This is a genomic window from Bradyrhizobium denitrificans, from assembly GCF_013179005.1.
Lineage (GTDB): Bacteria > Pseudomonadota > Alphaproteobacteria > Rhizobiales > Xanthobacteraceae > Bradyrhizobium > Bradyrhizobium denitrificans.
On the sequence record NZ_JABFDP010000007.1, the window covers coordinates 249395 to 264329 of the forward strand.

14 protein-coding genes are annotated in these 14935 nt (G+C 66.8%); 7 read left to right on the forward strand and 7 right to left on the reverse strand.

Going from position 1 to position 14935, the window contains the following annotated elements; genetic code table 11:
* Positions 1 to 3 precede the first annotated feature (3 nt).
* The 4 genes from HL671_RS09875 to HL671_RS09890 form a co-directional block, all read right to left on the reverse strand.
* Complete coding sequence (locus HL671_RS09875) at positions 4 to 861, reverse strand: carbohydrate ABC transporter permease (RefSeq protein WP_172236295.1); 858 nt, start codon at positions 859 to 861, stop codon at positions 4 to 6.
* Between the two features lie 12 nt (positions 862 to 873).
* Complete coding sequence (locus HL671_RS09880) at positions 874 to 1800, reverse strand: carbohydrate ABC transporter permease (protein WP_172236313.1); 927 nt, start codon at positions 1798 to 1800, stop codon at positions 874 to 876.
* A gap of 105 nt (positions 1801 to 1905) precedes the next feature.
* The gene (locus tag HL671_RS09885; protein ID WP_012043350.1) at positions 1906 to 3345 is read right to left on the reverse strand and encodes an extracellular solute-binding protein; all 1440 of its coding nucleotides are present in this window, start codon (positions 3343 to 3345) and stop codon (positions 1906 to 1908) included.
* A 29-nt stretch (positions 3346 to 3374) separates the two neighbouring features.
* Positions 3375 to 4364: a sugar-binding transcriptional regulator gene (locus tag HL671_RS09890; protein WP_041750651.1), complete on the reverse strand. Its 990-nt coding sequence runs from the start codon at positions 4362 to 4364 to the stop codon at positions 3375 to 3377.
* Positions 4365 to 4543: 179 nt separating this feature from the next.
* On the opposite strand from HL671_RS09890, the gene HL671_RS09895 reads away from it, so the two are divergent.
* Genes HL671_RS09895 through HL671_RS09905 form a run of 3 tightly spaced genes read left to right on the forward strand, consistent with a single transcriptional unit; the run spans position 4544 to position 7721 of the window.
* The gene (locus tag HL671_RS09895) at positions 4544 to 5818 is read left to right on the forward strand and encodes an FGGY-family carbohydrate kinase (RefSeq protein WP_172236296.1); all 1275 of its coding nucleotides are present in this window, start codon (positions 4544 to 4546) and stop codon (positions 5816 to 5818) included.
* Positions 5815 to 6681, forward strand: a complete 867-nt coding sequence (locus HL671_RS09900; RefSeq protein WP_012043347.1) for a TIGR01459 family HAD-type hydrolase — start codon at positions 5815 to 5817, stop codon at positions 6679 to 6681. Before HL671_RS09895 ends, HL671_RS09900 begins: the two co-directional genes overlap by 4 nt.
* Positions 6682 to 6695: 14 nt before the next feature.
* The gene (locus tag HL671_RS09905; RefSeq protein WP_172236297.1) at positions 6696 to 7721 is read left to right on the forward strand and encodes a class II aldolase/adducin family protein; all 1026 of its coding nucleotides are present in this window, start codon (positions 6696 to 6698) and stop codon (positions 7719 to 7721) included.
* Positions 7722 to 7746: 25 nt separating this feature from the next.
* Here HL671_RS09905 and HL671_RS09910 read toward each other — a convergent pair whose 3' ends face one another.
* Complete coding sequence (locus HL671_RS09910; protein WP_172236298.1) at positions 7747 to 9126, reverse strand: sensor histidine kinase; 1380 nt, start codon at positions 9124 to 9126, stop codon at positions 7747 to 7749.
* Positions 9123 to 9848 carry a response regulator gene (locus HL671_RS09915; protein WP_172236299.1) on the reverse strand — a complete coding sequence of 242 codons (726 nt, stop codon included), beginning with the start codon at positions 9846 to 9848 and terminating at the stop codon, positions 9123 to 9125. The genes HL671_RS09910 and HL671_RS09915 overlap by 4 nt, the downstream gene beginning before the upstream one ends.
* A gap of 164 nt (positions 9849 to 10012) precedes the next feature.
* On the opposite strand from HL671_RS09915, the gene HL671_RS09920 reads away from it, so the two are divergent.
* Together HL671_RS09920 and HL671_RS09925 are read left to right on the forward strand one after the other, a co-directional pair.
* Positions 10013 to 10315, forward strand: a complete 303-nt coding sequence (locus HL671_RS09920; protein WP_049795362.1) for a hypothetical protein — start codon at positions 10013 to 10015, stop codon at positions 10313 to 10315.
* A 116-nt stretch (positions 10316 to 10431) separates the two neighbouring features.
* On the forward strand, positions 10432 to 11319 hold the full coding sequence (locus tag HL671_RS09925; RefSeq protein WP_246579691.1) for a CE1 family esterase: 888 nt from the start codon (positions 10432 to 10434) through the stop codon (positions 11317 to 11319).
* Between the two features lie 34 nt (positions 11320 to 11353).
* Here the strand turns inward: HL671_RS09925 and HL671_RS09930 are convergent, their stop codons facing one another.
* Entirely contained in the window at positions 11354 to 11752 is a 399-nt protein-coding gene (locus HL671_RS09930; protein ID WP_172236300.1) for a DOPA 4,5-dioxygenase family protein, read from the reverse strand.
* Positions 11753 to 11972: 220 nt separating this feature from the next.
* Between HL671_RS09930 and HL671_RS09935 the strand changes: the two genes are divergently transcribed.
* Positions 11973 to 14048: a toll/interleukin-1 receptor domain-containing protein gene (locus HL671_RS09935; RefSeq protein WP_172236301.1), complete on the forward strand. Its 2076-nt coding sequence runs from the start codon at positions 11973 to 11975 to the stop codon at positions 14046 to 14048.
* Positions 14049 to 14061: 13 nt separating this feature from the next.
* Positions 14062 to 14799, forward strand: coding sequence for a hypothetical protein (locus tag HL671_RS09940; RefSeq protein ID WP_172236302.1), 738 nt, complete (start codon positions 14062 to 14064; stop codon positions 14797 to 14799).
* The last annotated feature ends 136 nt before the right edge of the window (positions 14800 to 14935 follow it).

Genomic DNA, 14935 nt, shown 5'->3' on the forward strand with positions numbered 1-14935 from the left:
ACCTCAACCCTTGACCGCACCGAGTGAGAGACCTTCGACCAGATAACGCTGTGCGTAGAGCGCGAGCAGCAGGGTCGGCGTGACCGACAGCACGATCGCGGCAGCAATCTGGCCGTACTGAATGCCCGAGGCGGTGACGAAAGCGAGCGCACCGACGGTCACCGGCTGCTTGTCGGCCGACGCCAGGATCAGCGCGAACACGAAATTGTTCCAGCAGAAGATGAAGGACAGCAATCCCGCCGCGGCGATCCCCGGTCCCGCCAGGGGGACCGCGATGTGGGTGAAGGCCTCGCGCCAGGAATGACCCGCCAGCCGGTAGGCATGCTCGATGTCGGGGCTGATATCCTCGAAATAGCCGCGCACGATCCACAGGATCAGCGGCAACGCGATCAGCTGATAGACCCAGACGATGCCGAAGTAAGTGTCGTTGAGGCCGAGCTGCTGATAATACAGCGACAGCGGCAGCAGCACCAAAAGCGGCGGCGCGAAGCGGAACGACAGCAGCGTGAAGGCGATGGTCTCGCCGAGCCGGAACTTGAAGCGCGCGAACGCATAGGCGGCGGGCACGCCGAGCAGCAGCGCCAGGATCACCGATGCGCTCGACAGCAGGAAGCTGTTCATCAGGTTGCGCATGAACGAGATCTGCAGATTGCCGGCGGCTGTGCGCAGCTGGCCGGAGATCAGCGCCTCGTAATTGGCGAGCGTCGGCTCGAACAGGATGCGCGGCGGAATGCGCAGGATCTGCTCATTGGTCTGGAACGACATCAGGAGGATCCAGACGATCGGAAACATGAAGAACACGAGCACCAGCGCGAGCGCGATGCCACGGAAGATACGACCAGCCAGACTGGAGTGATCCACGACGTCTCTCCCTTACGCGTGGCCATGGGCGCGCGCGCGCAGCCGCAGCCAGTTCTTGATGAAGATGTTCGACAGGATGTTGGTGATCAGCCACAGGATCATCAACAGCGCCGCCGAGCGCCCGACATTGGTGTATTGGAAGAATTCGAGATAGGCCTGGACCTGGAACACCATCAGCCGGTCGCCGGGGCCGCCTTGCGTCATCGCATAGACGATGTCGAATTGCTGGATCGAGTCGAGCAGCCGGAACAGCGACGCGGTGATGATGTAGGGCGCGAGCATCGGCAGCGTGATGCGGAAGAACACGAAGCTCGCCGGCACGCCGTCCAGCGCCGCCGCTTCGAACGGCTGCCGCGGCAGCGAGCGCAGGCCGGCCAGCAGCAGGATCATGATGAACGGCGTGTAGACCCAGACGTCGACCAGAACGACCGTGAACAGCGCGGTCGACGGGTCGGACGCCCATTTGAAATCATGCACGCCGAGCAGGCCGACCAGATAGGACAGGATGCCAAAGCTCGGATTGGTCATCAGCTTCCACATCAAGGCGGCGATGGCCGGCGCCGTCATCAGCGGCAGCAGCAGCATGATCGAGACGGCATTGTGAAAGCGCGTCGGCCGACGCAGCAAAAGCGCGATGCCAAGGCCGAGCAGCAGCTCGGCGACAACCGTCACGGCGGTATAGACCAGCGAGATGCGCAGCGTATTCCAGAACGCCGGATCGGACAGGAAGTCGATGTAATTGTCGACGCCGATGAAGCCGCGCAGATACGGCAGATTGAGCCGGTAGCGCTGCAGCGAGTAGATCGCGGCGGTCACGAACGGCACCAGAATGGCGATACAGACCAGCAGCGCCGGCAGGCTCAACAGATAGGGCAGCAGGCGCCCGCGCCGTCGTTTGGGGCGGCGTGGCACCGCATCGGTCTGCACAAGTTCGGCCATGCTCATGACAGGTGTGATCACATCGTCGCAGGAAGATGGGCCGGTCCGGGCACTTGTGGGGAGCGCCCGGACCAGCAGGTGGTCATGGAAGGAACGGCAGCGGCCTCAACCGAGGCCGGCCTGCTTCAGCTGGCGGTTGATGCTCTCGGCGAGCTTGTCGAGACCTTCATCGACACTGACCTCCTTGGCCACCATCTTCTGCAGCGAGGCCGCCCACTCCGTGGTGAGATCGAAGAACAGCGGCTGCGCCGTGAAGTAGATCTTGGCCCCCGGTGCCGAGAGGTCATGCTGCTCGAGATAGCCCGGATAGGATTTGGCGATGCGGTCGCGGAATTCGCTGTCCTTCCACACCGAGGTGCGGACGGGATTGACGAAGTCCATCTTGCGTGCGCCGAACAGGCCGTGCTCGGTCGAAGCCGCCCACTGCATGAACAGCCAGGCCGCATCCTTCTGCTTGGAGAAGCTCGACATCGCCAGCGACCAGATCCAGACGTTGGGCGTCGGCGCCTTGGCGGCCGGATTGGCCGCGAACGGCGCATAGCCGAGATTGCCGCGCTCCTTGTTCTCGCCGCCGTTCATGAAGTAGCCGAGGATGTCGGCATCGAAGATCATGCCGGAGGCGCCGGCGCCGAGATCGGTGCCGACCTGGTACCAGGTGTAGGTCGACCAATTCTTCGGGCCCGATCCCTGGATCATCTTGACCCATTTGTCGTGGAACTCCTTCGAGGCCTTGGTGTTCATCGCGGCCTTGAGCTTGCCGCCCTCCATCACGAAGTCCTTCTGCCCGAAATTGGCATAGGCGGACAGGAAGCCAGGATGGATGGTGGCCCAAGACCGCGAGCCGCGCACGCCGACGCCATAGGGCCCACCGGCATCCTTGGTGATCTTGGCAGCGACCTCGAGCATCTCATCGAGATTGCCCGGCGGCTTCACGCCGACCTTGTTGAAGATGTTGCGGTTATACGTGACGTTATTGAGCTCGTAGCCCCACGGGATGCACCATTGCTTGGCCTTGCCCGAGCCAAGCTCGGAGCCGGCGACACCGTCCCACGCGGTCGACGAGCGCAGGCCGGGCAGCACATCATCCCAGGCGAACGCCGGATTGGTCTTGGCGGGATCCTTGATGTAGGTGTTGAGGTCCTCGATCCAGCCGGCCGGACCATAGGTCCAGGTCATGTAGGCGCCGGTCATGAAGGCGTCGTACTGATCGGACTTCGACGACAGCGCCGCCGTGACCTTGTCGAAATAGACATCCTCCGGGAAGATGTCGTAGGTGATGTTCATGCCTGTGAGGCTCTTGAAAGCCTCGATATTTCCGATCATCGCATCGACATAAGGATGCTTGTTCAGGAGCAGCTTGACGGTCTTGCCGCTCTGCGCCTTCCAATTGAAGTCCGCCGCCAGGGCCTTCGACATCGTGGAGGCAAAGGCAGCATTGGCTGCGGCGCCGGCGATGCCGAGCTTGGCGGCGCCGTCGAGCAGGTCACGCCGGCTGATGCGCTTGCCGGCATAGGATGCAAACAGGTTCTTCTCGCGATCGTACATGATACCCTCCCATCGTTTGGTTGTTAGCGTTACCTACCCTTCCGACTCTTCTTCTTGGATTGGCCGGATGTTTTCTCCGGCTTGTCGGTAGCGAGTGCCTGAGCGGTCGTCTCGTCGATGATCAGACCGTTCAGAAAGCCGCTGCGCAGCACGGCGCGCAGGGCTGTGATTTTCGCCTCGCCGCCGCCAATGGCGACGATGCGGTGTTTCCTGAGATCTTCCGCCGACATCGAGGTGGCGCGCGCCGACAGATCGAGATCGAGCAGCTCGCCCTCGGCGTTGAAGAAATGCCCGAGCAGATCGGCGCAGGCGCCGGCACGCTTCAACTCCACGACCTCGTCGGGCTTGATCATGCCGCTCGACACCAGGAAGCCGTCGGCGTGAATCTGGCCGATGCCGACGAACAGCAATGACGCGCGTCGCGCCAGCGCGAACACGTCGGCGATGCCGAACTGCTGCATCAGCACGGCACGGTCCGCCACCGAATTGGCGAACACCGGCACTGGCAACAGATAGGCCTCGGCCCCGGTGCGCTCCGCCAGACGATGGATGACATCGAACGGATTGGCGGCGAATTTTCGCGTCAGGCCTCCCAGCAGCGACACGAACTGAACGTCGCGGGCCGGCGTCTGCGGCAGTTGCGCCACCACGGCGGCAAGCGTGCGGCCGTGACCGACGCCGATGATCTTGTCGTCGCCACGCTCCAGCACCTGACGCAGGAAGCTCGCGCCCTCCAAGGCAAGCGCCTTCAGCGGCAGATCTCCCTCGCCGAGATCAGGTGCGACGCGGCAGAAGGCCAGCCCGTAACGTTCGGCGAGCGCGTTTTCAAGCGCCACGCATTCGGCGACCGGCCCCTCGACGAAGACGCGGATCATGCCTTCGCGGCTGGCCCGCGCAATCAGACGATGCGCCTTGGTGCTCTGGATGTTGAGACGATCGGCGACTTCGGACTGCGTCAGCCCGGCGGCGAAATAGAGCCACGCCGCGCGGGTGGCGAGCGAAGCCTCGCCATCCACCATCGGAACTCTATCGGAAGCTGTCGTCACGCCGGATTGCCTACTTGCAAATTTCTTCACACCTTGCAAAAAATTGCAGACGTCGATCCGGCCGTCAATCCCCCAAACGTGCTGCAGCGCAACGGAAGCTGACGCGCCGGCCAACGAAAAAAACGTAATCGCGCAAACCGTGATGAGGTCGCATGACGGAGCTATTTGTCGGCATCGATGTGGGCACCAGCGGCGTGCGCGCCTGCGCTGTCGATGCGCGCGGCGACATTCAGGGCGCGGCAGCGATGGCGCTCGCCGCGCCCCGCCAAAGCGGCAATGCGCTGGATCAGGACCCTGAGCTGTGGTGGCAGGCTGCGACCGCCGCGATCAGCAAGCTCGGCGAGATCATCGATCTCGGCGCGGTCGCCCGCATCGCGATCGACGGCACCTCCGGCACGCTGCTGCTGATCGATGCGGACGGACGCCCCCGCTCGCCCGGATTGATGTACAATGATGCGCGCGCGACCCACGAAGCCAAACGCATTGCCGCTGTCGCACCGCCCGAGAGCGGCGCGCATGGCGCGAGCAGCGCGCTCGCCAAGCTCCTGCATCTTATGGCCTCGACCAGCGGCGCGCGTCACGCCGTGCATCAGGCCGATTGGATCGCGGGGAGATTGGCCGGCCGCCACGGCGTCAGCGACGAGAACAACGCGCTCAAGCTCGGCTACGATCCGGTCCGGCGCTGTTGGCCGCAATGGCTCGACCAGCTCGGCATTCCGCCCGACCTGCTGCCGACCATTCTGGTGCCGGGCACGCCCTTTGCCGAGATCGATCCGGCGGTCGCGCGCCGGCTCGGCCTGTCCTCTTCAGCGCGGATCGTCGCCGGCACCACCGACGGCGTCGCCGCGTTCATCGCCACGGGCGCCGAGACGCCAGGCGACGCCGTGACCTCGTTGGGCACCACGCTCGTCGTCAAGCTGGTGGCGACGCAGCCGATCTTCGCCGCCGATCAGGGCGTCTACTCGCACCGGCTGGGCGACAAATGGCTCGCGGGCGGCGCGTCGAATTCCGGCGGTGCCGCGCTGCTGGCGCATTTCTCCACCGAGGACATGGACCGCATGACGCCGCTGCTGCGCCCGGACGATCCGACCGGACTCGACTACTATCCCCTGCCCAAACCAGGCGAGCGCTTCCCGATCGCCGATCCCGCGCTGGCGCCACGGATCGCGCCGCGGCCGGCGGAGGACCATCGCTTCTTCCAGGCGCTGCTCGAAGGCATCGCAGGGGTCGAAGCGCTGGCCTATCGTCGCCTCGAAGCGCTCGGCGCGCCGACGCTGCGGCGCGTGATCAGCATCGGCGGCGGCGCCAGGAATGCGGCCTGGGCGACGATCCGCGCGCGCATCATCGGCGTGCCCGTCAGCATCGCCACGCACACCGAAGCGAGCTACGGCACGGCTCTGCTGGCGCTGCAGGGGCCACCGCGATGATGGCGGCCTGCGAGATCAGCGGCCTGTCCGCCATCGCCGACCGGTTCGATCACGTCCTGCTCGACCAATGGGGCACGCTGCATGACGGACGGACGGTGTTTCCGGTCGCACTCGATTGCCTCGCCCGGCTGAGGGAGGCCGGCAAACGCGTTCTCGTGCTGTCGAACTCCGGCAAGCGCGCCAGCCAGAATGCCGAGCGGCTCGCCAGGCTCGGCGTGCCGCGCTCCGCCTATGACGGCATTCTCACCTCGGGCGAGGTGACCTGGAACGGCTTACGCGAGCGGAACCGCGCGCCGTTCACCGATTGCGGTCGCGCCTGTTTCCTGATCACCCGCGGCGGCGACCGTTCTCTGACCGAAGGGCTGGATCTCGTGATCGTCAGCGACCTGCGCGAGGCCGACTTCATCCTGCTCGGCGGCCTCGACGACGAGGTCACTGAGCCCGACCTGTGGCGCGACCAATTCACGCACGCAGCGGCGCGGCGCGTCCCGATGATCTGCGCCAATCCCGACCTGATGATGTTTGGCGCAACTGGCCTGGTGCCCGCGCCCGGCACGCTGGCGCGCGCCTATGAATGGCTGGGCGGCAGGGTGTCGTTCGTCGGCAAGCCGCATGGACCGATCTTTGCGGCGGCGCTGGCGCAACTCGGCGATCCGGATCCGCATCGCGTACTGATGATCGGTGACTCGCTCGACCACGACGTCGCCGGCGGTCGCGCCCAGGGCCTGCAGACATTGCTGCTCAGCGACGGCGTACATCGCACCACGCTGGCCGGCGCGCCGGATCTCGCCGCCGCGACCCGCCGGCTGGCCGGCGCGCCGCAGCGGATGCCGACCTGGACCATGCAGCATCTTGTTTGGTGAGAGGAGACCGATCGATGCGCGAGCCCGGTGATTTGATGGCGTTACGCGAGATGTCGGCACGCGTCGGCCGCGACATGTCGATGGTGCAAGGCGCCGGCGGCAATTCTTCGCTCAAGGACGGCGATCTGCTCTGGGTGAAGGCGTCGGGGACATGGCTGTCCGACGCCGCCGAGAAGGACATTTTCGTGCCGGTGCTGCTGCCGGCCGCGCTTGAAGCGCTCGCGCGTGACGACGAGCGCATTCCGCTGGCCGCGCCCGGCAACTTACGCGCCTCAATCGAGACGTCGCTGCATGCGCTGATGCCGCACCGGGTGGTGCTGCACGTGCATTCCGTCAACACGATCGCCTGGGCGGTGCGGCGCGACGCAAGCGACGCCTTCGCCACGCGGCTCGCAGGGCTGGCCTGGCGACATCTCGATTATCATCATCCCGGCCTGCCGCTGGCGCGCGCCGTCGGCGAGATCGTGACGCAGGACCGCATCGACGTTCTCGTGCTCGGCAATCATGGCCTGGTGGTCGGCGCCGAGAGCTGCGACGCCGCCTTGGCACTGGCGCGCGACGTCGAAGCGCGGCTGGCGCTCCCTGTCCGCGCGGCGCCCGCCCCCGACGAAGCCGCGCTGCGACGGCTCTGCGCCGGCACGGATTATCGCCTGCCGCTGGATGCGGGCTGCCATTGCATCGCGACCGATCCGTTCAATCGGGCGGTTGCCAGCGGCGGCTCGCTTTATCCGGATCACGTGGTGTTTCTCGGCCCGGGGCTGCCGACGGTAGACGGCGCCGACGCCCTCGCTGCGCTGCTCACACGCGCGGAGGCGAACCGCCTGCCGGCGCCGGTCGCCGCGCTCGCGCCGGGCCTCGGCGCGATCATTCGTCGCGATGCCAGCCCGGGCGCCGAGGCCATGCTGAGCTGCCTCGCCCTCGTCACCAGCCGCCTGCCGCGCGACGCGGATATCGTTTATCTCGCGGCGGAACACGAGCAGGCGTTGCTGAACTGGGACGCCGAACGCTATCGCCAGCAATTGACCGCCAGCCGTCTGTAACAACGCAGCGCATGACGCCCTTGGGTCATGCGTGAGACTGGCCGTCGGCACTGTCCTGAAACAATGGCAGCCGGACGATGATGCGCGCGCCGCGCGGCGCATCGGCGATCTCGATGCTGCCGCCATGCGCCTCTACCAGGGTTCGCACAACCGCGAGCCCCAGACCCGCGCCGCCCGTGCTGCGATTGCGCGACATGTCCATGCGCGTGAACGGCTCCAGCATGGCATTGCGCTTGTCGGGCGGAATGCCGGGGCCCTGGTCATCGACGATCAGAACGGCGTGCGCCGCCTCGGTCCGCAGCGCGACATCGGCGACCCGCCCATATTTCAGTGCATTGTCGATGAGGTTGGCGATGATCCGGCGCAGCGCCAGGCGGTCGCCGAGCAGCAAGAGCTCGCCGGACTCCCCTGCCCGATCGAGCCGCACCGGCGCGTGCTGGTTGCGGCGATCGTCGATTTCGGCGCGCACCACCTCGTCGAAGGCGATGAGCTCCTGTGGCAGTTCGCCGGCGCCGGCGCGGCTCGCCACCAGCGCATCGTCGAGCAGCCGGATCATGTCGGAGATATCGACCACGGCGCGCTGCCGCTCGGCGTCGTCCGGAATCTGGTCGACGCGCAGCCGCAAACGGGTCGCGAAGGTACGGACGTCATGCGCGATGCCGCCGACCAGCGCCATGCGCGCCTGGATCAGCTCGGCGAGCCGGTCCTGCAGCCGGCCGAACGCCGTCACGACGGCCCGAACCTCCGGCGCGTTGCGACGGATGTCGGGCAATGGCACCCGCGCTCCGGCCGGATCAACCCGGTCGACCGCGGCGGCGAGGCGCACCAGTGGCCGCGTCTCGCGCTGCATGATCACGAGCGCCAACAGCGCCACCACGGTGCCGAACAGGCCGGCGCCGAAGCCGATCGGCAGGCCCTGCTGCGTCACCACCAGCGAGGCGCGGGAGTCGACCTGCAGGATCTCGCCGTCATTCAGGGCGATGCGAAACTCCATTGCGTTGTGCGGCGCGCGCGCCAGTCGCGGCCACCAGCGACTGTCCGGCTCCGACACCGGGCCGATCGCCCATCGCCGCGACCCGAGCGCATCGGCATAGGCTTCGCGCAATCCTGGTTTCAGTGTGAGCTGTGTCGGATCGGCCTGTGGCAACCGCGCCGCTGCCGCTTCATCGATGAGCCGGACTTCAAAGCGGTCGGACGATGTGGCGGCGATGATCCGCCCGCGCTCCCGGGGCGGCGTGCTCTCCATCAGCTCGACGAGCGCGGCCAGCCGCGCCGGCGGCGGCGCTGCGCCTTCGAGGTCTGCGGTCCGGCTGCGGTAGAACCGTGCCAGCGTGCCGATCCAGATCACCAGCAGACCGATGATCACGATCAAACCGATGCGCATGGCGAGCGACAGGCGCATCATCCGGCGACGGGCCTCACGATGGCCGTGAACAGATAGCCACCATTGCGGACCGTGGTGATCAGGCTGGTCCCGGGGCTTGCCGCCTCAAGCTTGCGTCGCAACCGCGAGATCAGCATGTCCACGGTACGGTCGAACGGCTCGGCGGAGCGGCCGCGGGTGAAATCAAGGATCTGGTCGCGGCTGAGCACGCGGCGGGGCCGCTGCACGAAGCAGGCGAGCAGGTCGAACTCCGCAGAGGTCAGCTGGATCGGCGCATCGCCGCCGCTCACGGTCTCGATGCTGCGCGCATCGACGTCGAGCACGAACCGGTCGAAGGCGAAGCGCTGGCTCGCCTCACGCCGCGGACTTGCCTGCGCCCGCCGCAGCAGCGCGCGGACGCGGGCGAGCAGCTCGCGCGGTCCGAACGGTTTCACCATGTAGTCATCGGCGCCGAGCTCCAGCCCGACCACCCGATCGATCTCGTCGCTTTTCGCCGACAGCATCAGGATCGGAATGTCGTCGCTCTGACGCAGGCGGCGGCAGATCGACAGCCCGTCCTCGCCCGGCAGCATCAGGTCGAGAATGATCAGATCGGGCCGCAGCCGCCGCAGCACGGCGTCCATGGCCGCGGCATTCTCGGCGACCTCGATCTCGAAGCCTTCCCGACGCATGAAATCGCGCACGAGCCGGCAGATCTCCGGATCGTCCTCCACCATCAGAAGCGTGGCCGAGGGGATGCTCATCCCCCTGATGGATGCGCAAAATTCGCCGTTTGGCAATAAGCCGGCGCCTGCTGTTACATTCCGTTACGCGATGACATCAGCCGTGCATCACGCCACGACATTCGCGCGGCACCTTCTGTTGCGCAGGACACGAATGCCTGCAGCATCGACCTCGGGAGAGTGACGTGAAGAGACTGATCGCGACCTTATTGTTTGTCGCCGCCGCTGCGGCAGCGACCGCCAGCGACGCCAGCGCCTGGACACGCAGCGGTGCGGTCACGGGCCTGCGGGGCACCACCAGCTTCGGCGGTTCCGGCAGTTGCTCCGGCGGCACCTGCGCCTGGCAGGGCGGCGGCACCGGCCCGGCCGGCAACAGCTGGTCGCGCTCGGGATCGGCCAGCTGCAGCGCTGGCAGTTGTACGCGGCAGGGCCAGGGCACCGGCCCGCGCGGCCATTCCTACAGCTACAGCCGTACCGTCAGCCGCTGAGCCGGCCGCGACCTGAGCTCGGTGACGACGGCGGGGTGGACTGATCGCCCGTTTCTGGCGTGGTGTGCCCGCCGTCGCGTCACGCCGGTGACAATCGTTCCGCAGGAGACATGCCGATGAGACCGCACGGCCTGTTGATGTTTGCTGTCATCGCCATGCTGGCGTCGGCCCCAGCCCTTGCCGTCGACCGCGACATGGTCATCGACACTACCGATGGCCCGCGTCATGCGCTGGTGATACCGGCCGGCAGCGGGCCGCGCCCCACCGTGATCGTGCTGCATGGCGCGCTCGGCTCCGGGGCCGGCACCGCGCGCACGGCCGGCTTTGCCGAAGCCGCCGCGCGCCGGAACTTTACCGCCGTGTTTCCTGATGGCCTGGATCGGCAGTGGAATGACGGCCGCATGGATGGGCACAACGGGCCCGATGATATCGGCTTCATCCGCGCGCTGGTTCGCCGTCTCGTGGCGGACGGCGTCGCCGATCCCCACCGCGTGTATCTGGCCGGCATCTCCAATGGCGGCATGATGAGCTTCGCGCTGGCCTGCAAGGCGCCGGAGCTGTTCGCCGGCATCGGCACCATCATCGCCAACATGCCGGCCGGCGTCGAACCCTGCACCGCCAGGCCGATGCCCGTGGTGATGATCAACGGCACGGCGGATCCGATGGTGCCCTATCGCGGCGGCGAAGTCGGGCTGCGCGGCGGCCGCGGCCTGGTGTGGAGCGCGGAGACGACGGCGGCGTTCTTCGCCCGGCGCGACAGCTGCGACGCCCAGCGCATGGTCGCGTTGCCGCATCGCGATGATACGAACGGCACGTCGGTCACGCAGATCAGCTGGCAAAACTGCAAGGTGACCGGCGGCGTATCGCTCTATCGCGTCGAAGGCGGCGGTCATGCCCTGCCCGGCCGACGCGCGCTGGCGCCACGCCTGCTCGGCCCCAGCAATTTCGACATCGACAGTGCAGAGATCATTCTGACGGCATTCGATCACGACGGAGCCTTGTAATTCGCTCCGGGCGCAGCAACTCCGCGTCGAGCGGTCAGGCCGGCAGGGTCGGAGTCGTGTTCGGCGCGAGCGGCAGCTCGGCCTCGCTGGTCTCCGGCAGTTTCTCCCCGCGAATGCCGAGCTGCGCGCCGATCCACAGCGCATGCGCGGTGTGATCGGCAAGCGGGTGCGTCGTGTTCGGGTGCACCAGCACGCTCAGGCGTCCATGGTTGAGCATCAGCCAGGGCACCAGGGTTGCAAACAGCTCGACGGCGAAGGCGACCTGATACATCGCGCGCTCATGAGGGCCGACCAGCGCGTCGTGCCAGCGGCCGAGCGTGACGGCGAAGCGTTCGCCGATCCAGTTGCGCAGCTGCTCGGCGTCCGCGCGGGTCTCTTGATCGTAATAGATGTGGGCATGGAAGCTGGCGATGCTCTTCAGATCGTGCGGCATAGGCTCTCCTCTGTCCTCCGGATATTCCGCCGCGCCTGTCACCATCGCGGCGTTCTGTCTCGCCGCATCTGCGTGCTGGCCGAGATCCCCAAGCATGTCACGGCGCCGGCTCCCGGGCATGCAGGGTGGTACCCCGATGCAGATCACCCCGCGAAGGTGACTTGTCCGGACCGGGATCACGTGGTCATCTGGTTGCGCTCGCTTCGAGGTTGCGATCGCCATGACCGTATCCCCGCCCCATGATGAGCAGATGCGGCCGGAGCGCGTGATCACGCGGCTGGTCGATCGCGTGTTCGGCTACGACTTCTTCCTGTCATACAGCCGGTCCGACGGAATGCATCTGCCGCAGCGGCTGAAGGAGCGGCTCGAGCATGCCGGCTTCCGCGTCTTTCTCGATCAGACCGAATATGTGGCCGGCGCCGATCTCAGACGCGAGACCCGGCGGCAAGTGCTCAAGAGCCGCAAGATCGTCGTGATCGGGCGTCCCGGTGCCTTCAGGTCGGAATGGGTCAGGCGCGAGGTTGCGGTGGCGCTGGCGAGCGATGTCGGCCCGGTGATCCTCGATCTCAACGGCGCGCTGGCGGCTGCGCCCGCGGACGCGCCGCTGGCTGCGATGGTGCGTGAGCGCGACTGGCTGCGCCTGCCGGAAACATTGCCGGATGCGGACGGCGAGCCGAGCGATCACATCGTCGCTGAGCTGGTGCGCAGCTTCAACCACACGCGCCAGGAGACGCGCCGGCAGCGCGTGTTCCTGACGGCCGCGCTTGTCCTGTTCGTGATGGCCGCGGTCGCGAGCTGGCAGGCGTGGCAGGCCATTCAGGCCCGGGACATCGCCGAAGCCGAGCAGCGCCGTGCCGAGCGCGCGCTGGATCAGGTCCAGAGCACGGCCAATCGAAGCGTCCAGGCGCTGGCGCTGCGGATCCGGACAACGCGCGAGACCTCGGCGGCCACGCCGCAGATCCAGCCCTGCACGCTCGCCAATCTGCCGGCCTATGACGCGCTCGCCGCGACTGCCCTGAAGGTTGGCGAGGGCGAGGCGGCGCTGAAGCTGCTGGGGAATTGTCTCAGCATGGCCGAAGCGAACATCACCACGGCCGCTGATGGCGCGGCGTGGCAGACAGGCGCGGCGATGCTGCACCAGCGGATCGGAGAGCTCTCGGATGCCGCGGACAAAGAGCGTCATTTTCGCGCGTCCTTGACGCTGTGGCGCGGGCTGGCCGATCGGTCGGCGCCCGCGCGCGAGCCGTTGGCCGCGGCGCTGAACCGGCTCGGAGATGTTCAGCTGACGAGCCGACGCGCCGACACGGCGCTCCCGCTCTATCGCGAAGCGCTGTCGCATCTCGAGGCGCTCGCCGACTCGCAACCGGCGCGGGGCGAGCGGCGGCAACTCGTGTCAGCGACCTATCAGCGCATCGCCGATGCGCTGCTGCAGCTCGGCAATCCCGGCGAAGCCCTGGGCTGGGCCGACAAGGATCTGCAGACCTATGGCGATCTCGCCGGGATTGAGCAGACGGCCCCGGACCGGCAACGCGACGTCGCGTCCAGCCTCGACCGGCGGGCCCAGGCGCTCGATCTGCTGGGGCGGCACGACGAGGCGCTGGCCGTGTTCCAACGCGGCGTCGCTCTGCTCGACCGGGCCATGGCCGCCGCAGGCGCCGAGCCGAGCTGGCAACGCGATGCCGCGGCAATGCGCGAGATGATGGGCAAACTGCTGGGGCGGATGGGCGAATCGGATCGCGCCATCGACCAGTTCTGGCAGGCGCTGCAGCTTCGCGAGCGGCTCGCGACCTCGCAGGAGGATCCGGGCTGGCTGAGCGAGCTGACAGAAGCCTATCGGCGCTCGAGCGAGCTGATGCTGCACATCGACCGGGTCGCGGAGGCGCGTGAAATGGCCGAGCAATATCTGCTCGCGGCCAGCATCAATGCCGATGCGACCAGGGACAAGCTCTCGCGGATGCGGCGGGCATTGGGAACAGTGTGCTGGACGGCGGTCAATGACGGACAGTTCGGACGCGCGCTCTGGGTCGGACAGCGCGCCGTCGAGCTGTCGCCGCAACGCGACTGGGTCAGCCTGAACTATGCCCACGCTTTGATGCTGTCGGGCCAGCCGGATGCGGCACGGACGATCTACCGGGAGCTTGATGCAGCACCGGGTGATGCCGGCGGTCTGCGACGGCAGATGCGCGACGATTTCGCCGTGCTGCGCCGACGCGGCCATGGCCATCCGCTGATGGCCGAGATCGAAGCCACGATGAGGTCGGTCAACGCCGCCCCGAATCAATTGCAGCAGCCATGAAGGAGCGATCGCGATGAAGGTGCGAATTGTCGTCCTGCGCCGCTTGGCCGCGGCGCTCCCACCGCTCCTGCTCGCCTGCGGCCTCGCCCGGGCCGATGACCCGAAGCTCGCGCTCATCGACATGACCGCTGGCGATCTGGCGCGCCAGGGCATCGCAACCCGCGAGCTGCGGATGCGCGCCTTTCCGAATTCCTGCGCTGTCGCGGGCAACGCAAATCTGTCGGTCTCCAACGAGCTGTTGCAGCATTTCCGGTCGCGCGGCTTCTCCCTGGAAAGCCTCTGCCTCGGTCTCAGCTCCCAGGTGCATTACGACCCGGAGACCGGAAAGCAGCTGCCGCTCGCCAATCTGGTCGAGCTCGGGCAACGCGGGCGCGAGACCGTGATTCCCTTGAACCTTCCGGACTGCTTCCGCCATGCCGTGGCGCATCTGGACTGCGATTCGAAATACGACACTTGGGAGTTTGTCCGGCTCGAACCGCGTGATGATCCGCGCTCGTTCGCGCGCAAGTTCGACACGATGGTTCGCCGGCATCTCGAGCGGACCGGCATCAGCGGTGTGTTTCACGTGCCCGATCTCGGACAGGGCATGTTCACGAGTTCATACGAATGGCTGCTCGCATCGCCTGCCCTGCCGCGCGGCTACGGTTACGCGCTGCACGGCTCCGAGGGCGACGATCCCGAAATGGAGACCGTGGACCTCAGCACCTACCGCAAGAAGGCCGATGTCGGCAACTTGTGGAATGAGCAATGATCGACGGACGATGATCGACGGACCGGGAAAGACGCAGCCGGAGCAGCAACGAGGCAGCAAACAACGACGCCACAAACGAAAACGCCGCGCTGAGGTTTCAGCGCGGCGTTGTTGTTGTTGGGGTGTGAAGAGGGGA

What these genes read in the sequence shown, in the direction of transcription:
- HL671_RS09905 (WP_172236297.1), top strand. Translation starts at nt 6,696, where the DNA reads ATGCGCGAGCCCGGTGATTTGATGGCGTTACGCGAGATGTCGGCACGC.
- HL671_RS09935 (WP_172236301.1), top strand. Translation starts at nt 11,973, where the DNA reads ATGACCGTATCCCCGCCCCATGATGAGCAGATGCGGCCGGAGCGCGTG.
- HL671_RS09895 (WP_172236296.1), top strand. Translation starts at nt 4,544, where the DNA reads ATGACGGAGCTATTTGTCGGCATCGATGTGGGCACCAGCGGCGTGCGC.
- HL671_RS09900 (WP_012043347.1), top strand. Translation starts at nt 5,815, where the DNA reads ATGATGGCGGCCTGCGAGATCAGCGGCCTGTCCGCCATCGCCGACCGG.
- HL671_RS09885 (WP_012043350.1), bottom strand. Translation starts at nt 3,345, where the DNA reads ATGTACGATCGCGAGAAGAACCTGTTTGCATCCTATGCCGGCAAGCGC.
- HL671_RS09925 (WP_246579691.1), top strand. Translation starts at nt 10,432, where the DNA reads ATGAGACCGCACGGCCTGTTGATGTTTGCTGTCATCGCCATGCTGGCG.
- HL671_RS09880 (WP_172236313.1), bottom strand. Translation starts at nt 1,800, where the DNA reads ATGGCCGAACTTGTGCAGACCGATGCGGTGCCACGCCGCCCCAAACGA.
- HL671_RS09890 (WP_041750651.1), bottom strand. Translation starts at nt 4,364, where the DNA reads ATGGTGGATGGCGAGGCTTCGCTCGCCACCCGCGCGGCGTGGCTCTAT.
- HL671_RS09910 (WP_172236298.1), bottom strand. Translation starts at nt 9,126, where the DNA reads ATGATGCGCCTGTCGCTCGCCATGCGCATCGGTTTGATCGTGATCATC.
- HL671_RS09915 (WP_172236299.1), bottom strand. Translation starts at nt 9,848, where the DNA reads ATGAGCATCCCCTCGGCCACGCTTCTGATGGTGGAGGACGATCCGGAG.
- HL671_RS09940 (WP_172236302.1), top strand. Translation starts at nt 14,062, where the DNA reads ATGAAGGTGCGAATTGTCGTCCTGCGCCGCTTGGCCGCGGCGCTCCCA.
- HL671_RS09930 (WP_172236300.1), bottom strand. Translation starts at nt 11,752, where the DNA reads ATGCCGCACGATCTGAAGAGCATCGCCAGCTTCCATGCCCACATCTAT.